Annotated in this window: 14 protein-coding genes; 3 read left to right on the forward strand and 11 right to left on the reverse strand. The window is 39.7% G+C overall.

Features of this window, described 5'->3' with window-relative positions; all coding sequences use genetic code 11:
• Positions 1 to 122: 122 nt before the first annotated feature.
• Together VCM39_RS10200 and VCM39_RS10205 are read right to left on the reverse strand one after the other, a co-directional pair.
• The gene (locus VCM39_RS10200) at positions 123 to 1406 is read right to left on the reverse strand and encodes a M56 family metallopeptidase (protein ID WP_322934174.1); all 1284 of its coding nucleotides are present in this window, start codon (positions 1404 to 1406) and stop codon (positions 123 to 125) included.
• 14 nt (positions 1407 to 1420) lie between these two features.
• Positions 1421 to 1783 (reverse strand): BlaI/MecI/CopY family transcriptional regulator, encoded by a 363-nt coding sequence (locus tag VCM39_RS10205; protein WP_002560272.1) that lies wholly within the window; start codon positions 1781 to 1783, stop codon positions 1421 to 1423.
• A gap of 186 nt (positions 1784 to 1969) precedes the next feature.
• Here VCM39_RS10205 and VCM39_RS10210 point away from each other — a divergent pair, with 186 nt between their 5' ends.
• Positions 1970 to 2734, forward strand: a complete 765-nt coding sequence (locus tag VCM39_RS10210; RefSeq protein WP_289293492.1) for a TrmH family RNA methyltransferase — start codon at positions 1970 to 1972, stop codon at positions 2732 to 2734.
• Here the strand turns inward: VCM39_RS10210 and VCM39_RS10215 are convergent.
• The 5 genes from VCM39_RS10215 to ileS all read right to left on the reverse strand — a co-directional run bounded on the left by VCM39_RS10215 (position 2685) and on the right by ileS (position 8585).
• Complete coding sequence (locus VCM39_RS10215; RefSeq protein WP_322934173.1) at positions 2685 to 2936, reverse strand: hypothetical protein; 252 nt, start codon at positions 2934 to 2936, stop codon at positions 2685 to 2687. The two genes, VCM39_RS10210 and VCM39_RS10215, sit on opposite strands and share 50 nt — an antisense overlap.
• A 17-nt stretch (positions 2937 to 2953) precedes the next feature.
• Positions 2954 to 3994: a DUF4296 domain-containing protein gene (locus VCM39_RS10220; RefSeq protein ID WP_221651432.1), complete on the reverse strand. Its 1041-nt coding sequence runs from the start codon at positions 3992 to 3994 to the stop codon at positions 2954 to 2956.
• A gap of 8 nt (positions 3995 to 4002) precedes the next feature.
• Positions 4003 to 4635 carry a lipoprotein signal peptidase gene (locus VCM39_RS10225; protein WP_221651433.1) on the reverse strand — a complete coding sequence of 211 codons (633 nt, stop codon included), beginning with the start codon at positions 4633 to 4635 and terminating at the stop codon, positions 4003 to 4005.
• Positions 4636 to 4744: 109 nt separating this feature from the next.
• On the reverse strand, positions 4745 to 5125 hold the full coding sequence (locus VCM39_RS10230) for a TraR/DksA family transcriptional regulator (protein WP_002560277.1): 381 nt from the start codon (positions 5123 to 5125) through the stop codon (positions 4745 to 4747).
• 34 nt (positions 5126 to 5159) lie between these two features.
• Positions 5160 to 8585, reverse strand: a complete 3426-nt coding sequence (ileS, locus tag VCM39_RS10235; RefSeq protein WP_322934172.1) for an isoleucine--tRNA ligase — start codon at positions 8583 to 8585, stop codon at positions 5160 to 5162.
• Positions 8586 to 8810: 225 nt separating this feature from the next.
• On the opposite strand from ileS, the gene VCM39_RS10240 reads away from it, so the two are divergent.
• Positions 8811 to 9860 carry a DUF2776 domain-containing protein gene (locus VCM39_RS10240; RefSeq protein WP_221651435.1) on the forward strand — a complete coding sequence of 350 codons (1050 nt, stop codon included), beginning with the start codon at positions 8811 to 8813 and terminating at the stop codon, positions 9858 to 9860.
• 612 nt (positions 9861 to 10472) lie between these two features.
• A complete protein-coding gene (locus VCM39_RS10245) occupies positions 10473 to 11861 on the forward strand; it encodes a cytochrome c peroxidase (RefSeq protein WP_322934171.1) in 1389 nt (462 codons plus the stop codon).
• Between the two features lie 78 nt (positions 11862 to 11939).
• Here the strand turns inward: VCM39_RS10245 and VCM39_RS10250 are convergent, their stop codons facing one another.
• From VCM39_RS10250 to xylA, 4 genes are all read right to left on the reverse strand, one after another.
• Positions 11940 to 12185 carry an RNA recognition motif domain-containing protein gene (locus VCM39_RS10250; protein WP_002560282.1) on the reverse strand — a complete coding sequence of 82 codons (246 nt, stop codon included), beginning with the start codon at positions 12183 to 12185 and terminating at the stop codon, positions 11940 to 11942.
• Positions 12186 to 12397: 212 nt separating this feature from the next.
• Positions 12398 to 13030: a peroxiredoxin gene (locus tag VCM39_RS10255; protein ID WP_322934170.1), complete on the reverse strand. Its 633-nt coding sequence runs from the start codon at positions 13028 to 13030 to the stop codon at positions 12398 to 12400.
• 255 nt (positions 13031 to 13285) lie between these two features.
• A complete protein-coding gene (gene xylE / locus VCM39_RS10260; RefSeq protein ID WP_322934169.1) occupies positions 13286 to 14749 on the reverse strand; it encodes a D-xylose transporter XylE in 1464 nt (487 codons plus the stop codon).
• 131 nt (positions 14750 to 14880) lie between these two features.
• A complete protein-coding gene (gene xylA / locus VCM39_RS10265; protein ID WP_221651438.1) occupies positions 14881 to 16197 on the reverse strand; it encodes a xylose isomerase in 1317 nt (438 codons plus the stop codon).
• Positions 16198 to 16246: the final 49 nt, after the last annotated feature.

Below are 16246 nucleotides of genomic sequence, written 5' to 3' on the forward strand. Positions count from 1 at the left end.
ACAAATATAGGCGAATTTTTCTGTATGGGGAAATAATAAATGCTAATTCGCCCCTAAGAAGTTGCTACAACATCGTGGGGGCGAACTATTGGTGATTTCAATGTTTTATCTCTGACCGCCGTTTATTTCAGACGGAACATAACTGGTACGGTATATTTTACACGTACCGGTTCACCTTTTTGTGTCCCCGGTTTCCATTTCGGCATTTCATTGATCACACGCAAGGCTTCCGCATCCAATTCAGAATCAACACTGCGAATTACTTTTGCATTATCAATACTGCCATCCGTATTAACAATGAATTGTACGATAACACGACCTTGTGTTCCTTTGGTTTCAGCTCCTTTCGGATACTGTAGGTTTGCAGCCAGATAGTCCATCAGTGCCTTATTGCCTCCTTTGAATTCCGGCATTTCTTCTACCATATCGAAAACAGCATTGGCGATGTCTACTGTATCCGGTTTGACTTCTGTCGGGATGTATTTTACTTCCACTTTTTCTTCTGTTGATTCTTCTTTGGCTGTGTTTGTACAGTTACTGAATAGAATCAACAAAGCAGTTACAGGAATAAACATGAGGTATTTGCTTCTCATGATGTTACGGGTTCTTTTTCTGTTTAACATTTTAATTCGGTTCTTTAAAGGTAATACACTAAAGTTATTATATAAATTTGCTGCAGCCAGTTGATTCTGTTTGAGACCTAAAAGATGATATTGATAAGTTTTTCTGTCGTAACCGCTCGTCACCACCTTCCTGTCGGCAAGATACTCATGGTTAATACGCATTTCGCTTCGTATGAGCCAGGCAAAAGGATTGAACCAGCAAAGAATAATTATGAGTTGTGCCAATAATATATCCGCCGAGTGAAGTTCGCGTACATGCGTCTGTTCATGTACCAATATCTCTTTTGTCTCTTTTTCATTATACATACCTGGATACACACAAATCCACTTAAAGAAAGAATAAGGCTCTTGTTTTTCTTTGGGCTGGCATATGCGGATTCCATCAATATATACTTTTTTACTATGATGAAGTATGATACAGGTTTTGCTGATTTCCAGCAATGTACGGGTTAATAAGATAATCACTCCTGCTATGTAAAGGCCTGTAAGAACTATTGTAACCAATGGAAAAGATGATGCATTATCAGCTGTTTCACTTACGATTATTATTTCGGGCAATACCTTTTGATATAGGGTGTTTACTACGCCGGTTACATTATTGTCTACTATCATCCAGGCAGAAAGATCAAACAAAGGATATGTGAATGCGATGATATAGATTAAAATCAACATCAGTCTGCGTAATCCAAAGAAGGTATCTTTACTAAACAATAATTTATAAAAGAAGTACAGCACAACTAATGCTATATTTACCTTCATGAAGTATAGAATAAAAAGTGTCATATCTCTGGTTGTTTTTAAGATTCTTCGTCTTCAATGATATTAATAAGTTCTTTCAGTTCCTTTTTGCTGATTTTACGATCTCTCACAAAAAATGAAACCATTTCTTTATAGGACCCGGTAAAATAATTACTTACCACTCCACTAAGAAAATAACGCTTGTAATCACTCTCTTTGATTATGGGATGATACTGAATAGAGTTGCCCAGTTTGAAAGGAGACAGATATTGTTTCTTCTCTAAATTACGTACTACAGATGCCACACTGGTATAAGGAGGCTTTGGAGCAGGCATTTGATTCAGTACATCTCTTATAAAACTTGGGCCTATCTTCCAAAAGTAAAGCATTACTTCTTCTTCTTGCTGTGTAAGTCTTTCCATTTTATTTTTATTTACTACTGATAACCAGTCTACTATTTTTAAACAAATCTACGATAATTAAGTAGATAGTATATATTTATTGGTATAAATAATGTTAATCATAAAAAAAAAGATATAGAAAAAGAATCGTGAGAAAGTGGTATATTGGAAATATCTTTATAGCTTTGCCGTAAATATCAGGTTTATATGGCACTATTAAGCAAAAATAAAATAAAGTACATTCGCTCATTGGAGTTAAAAAAGATACGTAAAGAAGAGAAAGTCTTTCTGGCTGAAGGTCCGAAACTGGTGGGTGATTTACTTGGACACCTTTCTTGTACCTTTTTGGCTGCTACTCCTTCCTGGTTACGAGAACACGCATCTGTTCAGGCAGATGAAATAGCAGAAGTTACTCAGGATGAACTATCACGTGCCAGTTTATTGAAGACTCCTCAACAGGTACTCGCCGTATTCAGGCAACCGGAATATGTTTTAAATACTTCTATTCTTCGTGATTCGCTCTGTCTTGCCCTGGATGATGTACAGGATCCGGGAAACCTGGGTACAATTATTCGTCTTGCTGATTGGTTTGGCATAGAGCATATTATTTGTTCATCTAATACAGTGGATGTTTATAATCCTAAGACGGTACAAGCTACTATGGGCGGTATAGCCCGTGTAAAAACATATTATACTCCCCTGCCCGGCTTAATTCGTTCTCTTGGTGATATTCCTGTTTACGGAACATTTCTGGATGGAAAGAATATATACGGGCAGCCATTGTCCCGTAATGGATTGATTGTAATGGGAAATGAAGGAAATGGAATTAGTAAAGAGGTGGAGGCACTAATCAATCAGAAACTATATATTCCTAACTATCCTCAGGAGAGAGAAACTTCCGAATCGCTCAATGTAGCTATTGCTACAGCAATTGTCTGCGCCGAGTTTCGGCGACAGGCTGCATCATTGTAAAATCAAAAGGAAATAAAAGATAAGCGCAGAATTTATCTTTCACCTGGGTTAGTTCTATGACGCCCGGTAACCATTCTACCGATTCTATTTCTTCGGTAAGGGGGAAGAATCTCACAACGTATTCTCCCTCCAATTCTACTACCTGTTGTTTGAGAAAACCAGTATCTGGTGCATGCAAATAATGAGAAGCAAAGCGTTTCATTTTGTTAGTTTTGAAATTTACTGTGACCGGCGGCGTTGATTCATTTGCCGTTCTTGTCTTATTTCACGTTTCTCCATTTGTATGTGCTTCTCTACTTCGAGTTGCTCCGGTTTCACCTCACGTTGCAGATTGCTGCGACGGCGATTCATCTCTTCCGGAGTCAATCTTGGCTGAGGTTGCTGATCTACTTTCTCTATTGTATCGGCTGTTTCTTTTGAAGTAACCTCTTTCACTACATCCCGCTTAAGAGAATCTGTTTTTAAGGAATCATTCAAAACCGGCAACGTATCATTAGAGTGATAACGCATGAGTGTGATACCGTCAGTCAATAAAGTATGCGGTGTCTTTTTCTTTGGATAATAGATAAATCCTTTCACTTCTTTGATAGCTCCCAACGTATCCGATTGCAGGCGGATACGCTGTATCCCCGACTCTGTTACTCGTTTGGTTTCACTAATAATACTGTCATTTTCAAATTGAATCTGCATACCCATTAATGCAAACAGGGTCGTATCCGGTTTGGCACCTTCAAGGAAATGATAACGGACTTCCCATACCAATGTATCGCGTTTCTTGAAATTAGAATCCGAGGGTAGGACAAACGTCAGTTTATTATCTATCGGCATTCCCGTTAGGCGCCTCATACGTTGCCATGCCCATACATCAATGCTGTCGCCAGGAGTAGATGTCATTGGCTTTTTGTCGCGTATAGCAATTAAGTGATTGATCGAGTTTTGTTGTGCTTTTAGCCTTTTGCTGACTCTTTCATAGACTTTGGCCAGTACTTCCGTATTACGTGTATACCATACCATAGACGAATCGAAAACAGCTTCCGTTGTACCATATTTGCTAAATACAGCATTTGTATACAATACTTTTTTATAATTCTCATTGTATGGTAAATTATCACCCATTGCTTTCGCTATATGATAATCATATAACAAATTTTCCATTGTTGCTTCCGGAAGAACTCCATCGGGTCTTTTAACCTTACAACCAACAACGAATACCACTAACAGGCATATGATATACAACCGGCACCGGAAATCTCTTTTCATTTTCTGTCTTAGTCCTTTTTTTCGTGTGAGTGATAAGACTCATTCAGATATTTACTATAAAAAAGAAGCAATGCGATGATACCACAACTGATAGCGGCATCAGCAAAATTAAAGATGGGACTAAAGAATATAAAATGCTCTCCCCCAACAAACGGTATCCATGTAGGCCAGGTAGTATCAATAATCGGGAAATAAAACATATCTACTACCTTTCCATAAAACCAGGTGGAGTATCCTCCCCCTTCGGGCATAAAACTGGCAATTTGTGAATGTGTACTCTCGTTAAACAGTACTCCATAAAATACGCTATCAATAATATTTCCCAGTGCTCCGGTAAGAATCAAAGAAACACAGACAATGTATCCCGTTTTAAATCCTCTCTTTACAATCTTATACAGATACCATCCTATCAATGCTACGGCAATAATACGGAAAGTGGTAAGGAATAGTTTTCCAAAGATCTCCATACCAAATGCCATCCCATTGTTTTCTGTAAAATAGATATAGAACCAGTTGGTAATCCGAATACTTTCGTGCCAGTACATATGGGTCTTAATCCAAATTTTAATAATCTGGTCTATAATCAGCACCGAGAAGATAACGAGCAGGGCAATTTGTCCTTTCGTGAGTAGTTTTTTCATTTTGTTGAATACAAGTTATATAAGCTACGAGCTATAAGTTACAAATTACAGGTACTTTGCAAATAACGCACAGCACATGTGATTTGTAGCTTATAGCTCGTCACTAATTTTATTTCTTGCCACTATTCTTTGCTTCAATGCTGAGTGTAGCATGAGGCACAGCACGCAGGCGCTCTGCAGGAATCAACTTTCCTGTTTCACGGCAAATACCATACGTTTTGTTTTCAATACGTACAAGAGCAGCCTGCAATCCTTGAATAAACTTCAGTTGACGTTGTGCCAAGCGAGTCGTTTCTTCTTTTGACAGTGTGTTAGCTCCTTCTTCCAGTACTTTGTATGTGGGTGATGTATCGTCAGTATCGTTTCCATCAAGACCCATCAGACTAAGTTTCAACTGATCGTAATCACGTTGTGCCAACTCCAGTTTCTCCATTATAATGGCACGGAACTCCTCAAGTTCCGCATCCGAATATCTTGTCTTTTCTGCCATAATTTTTACTTTTTAGAGGTTATTGGTATTAGAATTATTCTTTTACTACATTGACAAATAAAGAAAAATCGTCGAAATTAAGCTCCGTAGCGTCTTTTACCTCATCTGCCAAAGTCAGGGATGTACCCAAAACTTGGTTACAAATATAATTATTATATTCTGTTACCGCATCATCTGTTTGTGGATTTTTAGAGATTGTTATCCGAATCTTGTCAGTTATTTCAAATCCACTTGATTTACGAATATTTTGAATACGGTTCACTAATTCACGGGCAATACCTTCACGGCGAAGCTCTTCAGTAACGGTAACTTCAAGGGCAACTGTCAGTTTGCCTTCATTTGCAACCAGCCATCCCGGTATATCTTCGCTGAAGATTTCTACATCTGCCGTTTCTATCACAGCTTCTGTTCCATCCAGATTCAGCGTATATTTACCGTTCTTTTCCAGTTCGGCGATAGCCTCTTGTGACATTTCTGCAACAGCAGCAGCTACGGCCTTCATCTGCTTTCCAAACTTCGGACCGAGTTTTTTGAAATCACATTTCACTTTCTTCACCAATACACCGGCAGCACCATCTACAAACTTGATATCCTTTACATTCACCTCATTCATAATCAATGCTTTCACCGCTTCGATGTGAGCCTTCTGCTCCTCGTCTATTACAGGAACCATAATACATTGCAACGGTTGGCGAACTTTAATGTTTACTTTACGGCGCAATGCCAATACCATTGAAGTGACGTCCTGTGCCATTTGCATACGTGCTTCCAGCCCTTTGTCTATCATCTCTTCATTGTATTCAGGGAATTTAGCAAGGTGAATAGAAACGACATTGTCACGTCCGGTAGCAGCAATCAAGTCGCTATATAAACGATCTGCATAGAACGGGGCAATCGGTGCCATTAGTTTGGCTACTGTTTCAAGACATGTGTACAGCGTTTGATAAGCAGACAGTTTATCTTGTGTGAACTCACCTCCCCAGAAACGTTTACGGTTCAAACGAACATACCAATTAGATAGATTATCGTTCACAAAATCCGAGATCAGTCGTCCTGCTTTGGTCGGTTCGTATTCATTATAACAAGTATCCACTTCTTTAATCAGTGTATTCAGCACAGAAAGTATCCAGCGATCTATTTCCGGACGTTCTGTCATAGGTACATCTGCTTCCTTGTATTCAAATCCATCGACATTGGCGTATAACGCGAAGAATGAATATGTGTTATATAAAGTACCGAAGAATTTACGACGAACTTCTTCGATACCATCTATGTCAAACTTCAGGTTATCCCATGGCGAAGAATTCGTTATCATATACCAACGCAACGGGTCAGAACCGTATTTCTCAATTGTAGAGAACGGATCAACAGCATTGCCCAGACGTTTGGACATTTTATTGCCATTCTTATCTAATACCAGACCGTTAGAGATAACAGCTTTATAAGATATGGTATCGAATACCATTGTTGCAATAGCATGTAGTGTAAAGAACCATCCGCGTGTCTGGTCCACACCTTCTGCGATAAAGTCTGCCGGATATACCTCATGACTATCCAGCAATTCTTTATTTTCAAAAGGATAGTGAATTTGTGCATAGGGCATAGCACCTGAATCAAACCATACGTCGATAAGGTCTGTTTCACGTTTCATAGGCTTTCCGTCTTCGGATACCAGGATGATATCATCCACATATGGACGGTGCAACTCTATTTTATCGTAATTATCATCTGTATACTGTCCCGGAACGAATCCTTTTTCTTTGTAAGGATTAGATTTCATAAATCCGGCAGCTACCGATTTCTCTATTTCATTGTATAGTTCCTCTACTGATTCAATACATATTTCACTACTGTTATCTTCCGTACGCCAGATAGGCAACGGAGTACCCCAATAACGAGAGCGGCTCAGGTTCCAGTCATTCAGATTTTCCAGCCATTTACCGAAACGTCCTGTACCGGTAGATTCCGGTTTCCAGTTGATTGTTTTGTTCAGCTCTATCATACGGTCTTTGCAGGCAGTAGAACGAATAAACCAACTATCCAGCGGGTAGTACAATACCGGTTTGTCCGTACGCCAGCAGTGCGGATAGTTGTGCACATGCTTTTCTATTTTGAATGCCAGGTTGTTGGCTTTCATCATCATGCAAATACTTACATCCAATGACTCGTCCTGCTCAGTAAGATTCGGATCATAGGCATTCTTTACGAAACGGCCTGCATATTCTTTATATAGTTCAACGTTAACCCGTTCTTTTACAAACGCTTCGTCCAGTTCATTTAAAGTATAGAATTTACCGGTAAGGTCTACCATAGGACGGAGTTCACCTTTCTTATTGATTAACTGCAAAGGAGGAACGCCGGCTGCTTTTGCTACCTGAGCATCGTCTGCACCAAATGTCGGAGCAATATGTACGATACCTGTACCATCCTCAGTAGTTACATAATCACCCAAAATGACGCGGAATGCACCTTCACCTGGGTTAACCCATGGGATCAGTTGCTCATATTCCATACCTACAAGGTCAGTACCTTTGTATTCGGCTATCACTTTGAACGGAACCAACTTGTCTCCCGGTTTATAATCTTCAAGCTTCAGTTCAGCAGCTTTTGGATTAAAGTGAGCATTCAGTAATTGTTTTGCTAATACCACTGTGATTGGCTGGCCGGTATATGCATTGTATGATTGTACAGCTACATAATCTATCTTAGGACCTACACAAAGCGCAGTATTTGAGGGCAAAGTCCATGGCGTAGTAGTCCATGCAAGGAAGAAAGGAGTCCCCCACTCTGTCATTTCAGGTTTCGGGTTCTTCATCTTAAACTGTGCTACTACAGTCGTATCTTTCACATCGCGATAGCAACCCGGTTGGTTTAACTCGTGTGAGCTTAATCCTGTTCCGGCAGCCGGAGAATAAGGTTGAATGGTATATCCTTTGTAAAGTAGTCCCTTTTTATATAACTGTTTCAATAGCCACCACAAGGTTTCGATATAACGGTTATCATACGTGATATACGGATGTTGCATATCCACCCAATATCCCATTTTATGAGTCAGATCTTCCCATTCTTTGGTGAATTTCATCACATCTTTACGGCAAGCTGCATTATATTCGGCCACGGAAATACTCTTACCGATATCCTCTTTAGTGATACCCATCGCTTTTTCCACACCCAGCTCTACAGGCAATCCATGCGTATCCCAACCGGCTTTACGTTTTACCTGATAGCCTTTCATTGTTTTGTATCGGCAGAAAATATCTTTGATAGAGCGAGCCATCACATGGTGAATGCCCGGCATACCATTAGCTGAAGGAGGTCCTTCGTAAAATACAAACGAAGGGCAGCCTTCACGTTCTGTCATACTCTTGGCGAAAACCTGGTTTTCGTCCCATTTTTTCAATACGTCCTTATTTACCTGTGAAAGGTCGAACTGCGAATATTCGGCGAACTTCTTGCTCATGACTATAGATACGATTTTACTATTTACAATTACAGTTGGAGGTACCCTCCTTATTTTAAGGGTGCAAATGTACAAAAACATTCGTTTGCATACAAGAAAAGGCTTTTTAATTTCAATCCGGTAGAAATAGCCCTCTTGTGAAAAGACTCTAAAAAGCAGTAACCGGATAAAAACAAATCACGTTAAACCTTGTTGTAGTGGAAATTTTTAAAATTATATAGAATTATGAATTACGGTATAAGCGTGTTATTCAGAGCTATTCCATTGGCAATGGCTTTGTTATGTTTCGGCTACGGGACATTTATTTATGTATTGGGGGACGATCCTAACCGTTTGGTAGCAGGTCCTGTTGTATTTTCATTGGGTATGATTTGTATTGCACTTTTCGCTACGGCTGCTACTATCATACGTCAGATAATTCATACATATGGGCGAAATTCTCAATATGCTTTGCCTGCCATTGCCTATTTGGTTGCCGTAATTACAATCATTGGTGGTGTTGTTCTATTCACTTCCTCTGATGACTCCCATTCATTCGTTGCCGGGCATGTAGTGACCGGAGTAGGGTTAATTACAATTTGTGTGGCAACTGCTGCTACTTCTTCCACCCGTTTTTCCTTAATTCCCACCAATGCGAAAGATACCGGGCATAATGTTCCTCAGAAGGCTTTTACAGCTGGGCAAGAACGTGTATTAAAAGGAATAGTAGTTATAACGTCTGGTGTTGCCTGGATATGGGCTTTCCTTCTGTTAGGGCAGAGTGAAATACATCCCGCTTACTTCGTAGCTGGGCATGTAATGGTGGGGCTTGCTTGTATTTGTACCAGTCTGATTGCTTTGGTAGCAACTATTGCCCGTCAGGTAAGGAATGTATATTCGGTTACAGAACGTAACCGATGGCCCAAACTGGTACTGTTAATGGGGGCTATTTCTTTTATTTGGGGGGTGTTTGTTATCTTTGCCGATTCGAGCACTACAAACGGAGTAATTGGTTATATAATGATTGGATTAGGATTGGTTTGCTACAGCATTTCCAGCAAAGTAATTTTGTTGGCCAAAGTTTGGCGACATGAGTTTGCTTTATCCAGTCGTATTCCGATCATTCCTGTTCTGACAGCATTAGCATGTTTGTTTTTGGCAGCTTTTACCTTTGAATTAGGAACTATTCACGAAGATTATTTCATTCCTGCCCGTGTTTTGACTGGTTTGGGAGCTATCTGCTTTACTCTTTTTTCCATTGTTAGTATTTTGGAGAGTGGTACATCTTCTAAATAGCGAAAAATATTATTTATCTGTTAATAATGCCGGTAATCGAAGACTTTTCTTTGATTGCCGGCTTTTTATTATTTATGTGAATCATCAGTTAGATATCGGGTTCAAGGCTAAACGGATTTCAACTACTGTTGCATTATTCATAAATCCAAAGCAACTTTCATTCCCCTTTGATTTATCTATTAAATTTAATCCAAGATTGTACTTAATACAATTTAATTCTTACTTTGTACGTTTATATACATAATTTTAATTAGCTTTGTGGCGTTAAACGAAAAGCATCATGCACAAACAATCATTATTTGCAACGTTTTACTATGCATTAGCAGTATTGTTGCAGGCAACGACAGATAATTTCCCGCTTCCTTTTTTGCATTTCTTTTAAATGTGATTTTGGCTATGGCGTGGAGATGTCTGTTACGGTGTTTGTACAGAGAAAACAGTAAACTGATATTATCCCGTCTTTTTATTAGTATCACACATAAGTATACTTTTTTAATATTAATTGGATGCAATCTGATCATTCGTATGTTTCCTCAGTTGTCTGATGTAGATGTTGTCTTTATGTCCGTTGATTTATAAAAATCGCAATAACTAACTAAAAAAGAATGCACAATGAAAAAGAGCACAAAACTAATTATCGCATCACTGGTAGTAGTCGGTTTTCTGGCTGTCACCTATTGCGTGGTAAACAGAGCTCCATCACAGGAGCTTACTGCTGATGCACAAATGCAGGAGATTATTACCTCCGGTGGTTGTTTACGCTGTCACTCTTCCAATCCCGACCTTCCTTTTTATGCAGACTGGCCCGTTGTCAACAGCATGATTATGAAAGATGTTGCTGCTGGTTATCGTACTTTTGACATGACAGAGATGGCTGAAGCATTAAAGGCTGGTAAATCTGTTGGTAGAGTAGCTTTAGCAAAGGTAGAGAAAGTAATGATGGATGGCAAAATGCCTTTGCACCAATATTATATGGTACATTGGGGATCTGCTACCACCGATGCAAAAAAAGAGATGGCACTTGCCTGGGTAAGACAACACCGTCTGGCGCATTATGCCAATGGACTTGCTGCTGCTGAGTTTGCTAATGAACCCATACGTCCCGTTGCGGATTCGTTACCGGTAGATATGAACAAAGTTATTTTGGGAGATATGCTATATCATGACACCCGTCTTTCGGCAGATAATAGCATCTCCTGTGCTTCTTGTCATGGATTGAACACCGGCGGTGTAGATAATAAGCGATATTCTGAAGGGGTCGGCGGACAATTCGGAGGTGTAAATGCACCTACCGTTTACAATGCAGCTTATAACTTCGTACAGTTCTGGGACGGACGTGCTAATACGCTTGCCGAACAAGCAGCCGGGCCTCCCCTAAATCCGGTAGAGATGGCTTGTCATTCTTTTGACGAAATTATAGCTAAGTTGCAGCAAGATGTTAACTTCACAAAAGCTTTTACGGAAGTATATCCGGAAGGTTATTCAGAGAAGAATATAACCAATGCTATCGAAGAGTTTGAGAAGACATTGCTTACTCCCAACTCTCGTTTTGACCGTTATCTGAAGGGCGAGAAGAGTGCAATCAACGATACAGAACTGACTGGATATGAGCTTTTCAAAAAGTACGACTGTGCAACATGTCATGTCGGTGAAACTCTTGGTGGACAATCTTATGAGCTGATGGGAGTGAAAAGAGATTATTTCGCTGATCGTGGATTGGAAATGACTGAAGAGGACAACGGGCGCTTCAAACAGACTAAAGCAGATCGTGACAAACACCGTTTTAAAGTTCCCGGTTTGAGAAACATAGCCCTAACAGCTCCTTATTTCCATGATGGAAGTATGAAAACAATGAAAGATGCTGTTGACTATATGGCGAAATATCAAGTAGATGCTACCTTATCTGATGAAGAGTTAGGCGAGATTGTAGCCTTTCTGGAAACTCTTACAGGAGAATATAAGGGTAAACCTTTGACTAATGATAATAGTAAGGAACTATAGATTCCGGACTCTTAAAAATAATAAGGGGATGTATTGTTAACAATACATCCCCTTACTTATTACTTCTATATGAATGGATTAGTTACGAGGCAAAGCTTCTTTTACTACCATTGCACGACCTTCATATTCAGCACCGTTCAGTTCTGAAATTACATGCTTAGCTTCATCGTCGTTAGGCATTTCTACAAATGCGAATCCTTTAGATTTACGAGTGTCACGGTCGATGATCAGTTTTACTGAATCTACTGTTCCATACTCTTCCATTACCTGTCTCAGATCTGCTTCCTTAACACGATAGCTAAGGTTTCCAATGTACATGTTCATAAAATACAAAAAATAAAAATTGATAAATAAATTTAGAAACAAGAGAGGTTTGAAATTAAATCCGGATTCAACTGATTAGGTAGAAAATAGAGTATAATAAAACGATCAATTGTTTTCGGCGCAAATAACGTCATAATATTTGGAATATCAACTATAAAAGGGCATTTATTTTTCAATAAACGCCCTTTTTCATATTTTAGTATCTCTTTCTATTAATGCTTGCTCAGGTAGTCAGCCACTCCGTTTTCGGTTGCACTCATAGCGTCCTTACCTTTAGACCAGTTAGCCGGACAAACTTCACCGTATTCTTCAAAATGCTGCAACGCATCTACCATACGTAATACTTCATCTACATTGCGTCCTAATGGGAGGTCGTTGATAACACAATGACGAACAATACCTTCTTTGTCAATTAAAAACAATCCACGGAAAGCTACCGGAGCCCCATCACATACCCAATTGCCATTTTCATCGGGAGCATAACTTCCAACCAGTACTCCATAGCTCTCAGAGATTGATTTAGAAAAATCGGATACAATAGGATATTTCACCCCCTGAATACCTCCTTCATTCTTCGGCATTTGCAGCCAGGAGTAATGTGAGTATTCGGAGTCCACTGAGCAACCTACCAAGGCAACATTCCGTTTTTCAAATTCGGCAAATTTTTCCTGGAAAGCATGCAGTTCGGTAGGGCATACAAATGTAAAATCCATCGGATAGAAGAAAAATACTACATACTTTTTACCTTTATATCGGTCCAGTGAGAAATTCGGAACGATTTCATGCCCATTGATTACTGCCGTGGCATTGAATTTCGGCGCTTGTTTTCCAATTAATGATCTCATAATTATCTTCTGTTTTAGATGTTATTTAATGATTACCGGAAAAACAAAGTACACTGGTCTTTGTTCGTAAAACAAAGATTAACGATACATAATATTTCTCTATTTAGATATGAAAACACATTCGTAAACTATTGAATATCAACGGTTATAAAAGTACGTACTTTGTACATATAAACTATGCATTTTAAGTATGTGTTAATAACCTAATTAACGCATACTTAAAATGCATAGTTTATATATGAGAGAACCTATATATTAAATTCCTTTTTTTCTATCTTTCCAAAGTTTACTTATATCTTCCAGAGTTTTACCTTTCGTCTCCGGTACCCAGCGTCCTACAAAGATAGCGGCAATTACACAGATAATTCCGTAAAGGCTGTATGCAAACATCGGACTGAAATCGTAGAGTGCAGGGAAGGTAGAGGATATAATATAGTTGAATATCCATTGGAATGCCACTGCAATGGCAACTGCTTTGCCACGGATTGTATTCGGAAAGATTTCTGAAATCAATACCCAGCAGATAGGCCCCCATGACATCATAAAGAAAGCTGCGTAAACGATAACGGATACTACCGGGAAGATACCTTTTATAGCCATACTATCACACAAAGCTACAGCAAAAGCCCCGAATGCCATACCGATGGAACCAATAATAAGCAGTGGTTTACGGCCAAACTTATCTACAGTAAAGATGGCAACCAATGTGAAGATGATATTTACAATACCCATGATGACCGTTTGCATCATACCCCCACCCTCAGCACCGGCATTTTCAAAAATACGCGGAGCATAGTATAGTACAGCATTAATACCGATAGCCTGTTGGAATACAGAAAGCAGAATTCCTATTACGATTACTGCAACACCATAAGTAAATAGTTTCTCTGTCTTCTCTTGAGAAGTGGCTTTAATTTCTGCTAATATTTCTTTTGCTTTCGAAGCACCATTTACTTTCTCCAGGATAGAGTATGCTTTCTGATCCTGATCTATCATCACCAGATAACGCGGAGTTTTGGGAACGAAGAATAGCAGCAGGCCGAACATGGCTGCCGGGAATGCCTCAGAGCCAAACATGTAACGCCATCCTTCATATACAGTCCACATATCAGACTCGCTACTGACAGAAAGAACACCTGTCATTCCGTCTTTATTGATGATCGGATTCTGATGATCGCCTATAATAAGATAGTTAACGAAATATACCACCAGCATACCGAAGATAATGGCAAACTGGTTACAGGAAACCAATGTTCCGCGAATATTGGACGGAGCTATTTCGGCAATGTACATCGGACATACAGCGGATGCCAGTCCTACTCCGATACCTCCTAAAACACGGTACAGGTTGAATGCAATAAGTAGATTCATATCAGCCTTACCGTATTCAAAAAACAAAAATTCGGGATAGTAAGAACCTAATGCAGAAAGAAAGAAAAGTACAGCTGCCAGTCGTAATGAGTTACGGCGTCCTAGTCGGGAAGCAAAGACTCCGGATAATGCCCCCCCCAGCACACAACCTATCAAAGCACTTGAAGAAGTGATACCGTGCATAACCTTGTCATACTGAAAATCGGTGGCAGTAAGGAAGAAGGCTTCAAGCCCTTTTTCTGCCCCTGAGATCACTGCGGTGTCATAACCAAACAGCAATCCGCCCAGAATGGCTACTGATGTTATGGAATATAGGTAGAGTTTGCTACCTTCATTTGTATTATTCATAATAAATAGTGATAAGTGAGTAGTGATTAGTGATAAGTAAGTAGTGATAAGTGAGTGGTGATAAGTGAGTAGCTGCTATGCGATACATACCGCATGGCACTAATCACTTATCACTAAAAAACTCATCACTATTAACAATACATCGCTACGATTGCTTCATACAATTCTTGCTTGCCGCTGGTTTGCTTGGGTTCGCCGTTTGTTTTAGCATATGAAACCAGATCTTCCAGGGACAGTTTACCATCTTCAAATTCTTTACCCTTACCGGTATCAAATGAGGCATAACGATCAGCAAGCATCTTCTTGTATGGAGACTCATTCAGCAGATTGGCTGCACTTTCCAGAGCACGGGCCATAGCATCCATACCGGCAATGTGAGCTATAAAGATGTCTTCCAGATCGGTAGAGTTACGACGGGTTTTGGCGTCAAAGTTTGTGCCTCCATTACCTAATCCGTCATTACGGATAATCTGCATCATAGCCTGTGTCAGTTCATAGTTGTCGATAGGGAACTGGTCTGTATCCCAACCATTCTGATAGTCACCACGATTGGCGTCAATAGAACCCAGCATACCATTGTCAACTGCTACTGCCAGTTCGTGTTCAAAAGTATGACCTGCCAATGTTGCATGGTTTACTTCGATATTTACCTTAAAGTCTTTATCCAACCCATGAGCTTTCAAGAAGCCGATCACTGTTTCGGTATCTACATCGTATTGGTGTTTGGTAGGTTCCATTGGTTTGGGTTCAATCAGGAAAGTACCTTTGAAACCACGTGCACGGGCATAGTCACGGGCTATCATCAGCATCTGAGCGAGATGTTCTTTTTCACGTTTCTGATCTGTATTCAATAGTGACATATAGCCTTCGCGTCCACCCCAGAATACATAATTAGAACCACCTAATTCGATCGTTGCATCAATTGCATTCTTAATCTGAACAGCAGCACGAGCCACTACATCAAAATCCGGATTGGTAGCTGCACCATTCATATAACGTGCATGACCAAATACGTTGGCAGTACCCCACAACAGTTTGATACCTGTTTCTGCCTGTTTCTGTTTAGCATAAGCGACAATTTCCTTCAGGTTAGCTTCATATTCTTCAATTGTATCAGCTTCTGTCACCAGGTCTACATCATGGAAACAGTAATATTCGATACCCATTTTTTGCATGAATTCAAAGCCTGCATCCATTTTGTTTTTGGCAGCCTGAACAGGATTATTTTCGCCATTCCATGGGAACTGTTTTGTTCCACCACCAAACTGATCACCACCTTCCGCACAGAGTGTATGCCACCATGCCATGGCGAATTTCAGCCAGTCTTTCATTTTCTTACCATTGATCACCTTTTCAGCATCGTAGTAGCGGAATGCCATTGGGTTCTTACTATCTTTACCTTCAAATTTAATTTTTTCAATTCCGGGGAAATACTCTTTTGTTGCCATAATTTAAATTAATTGATTGTGTAACTGATATATATATACTGATTATACA

This window comes from Bacteroides mucinivorans, from assembly GCF_034654355.2.
In the GTDB taxonomy this organism is placed as follows: domain Bacteria; phylum Bacteroidota; class Bacteroidia; order Bacteroidales; family Bacteroidaceae; genus Bacteroides; species Bacteroides nordii.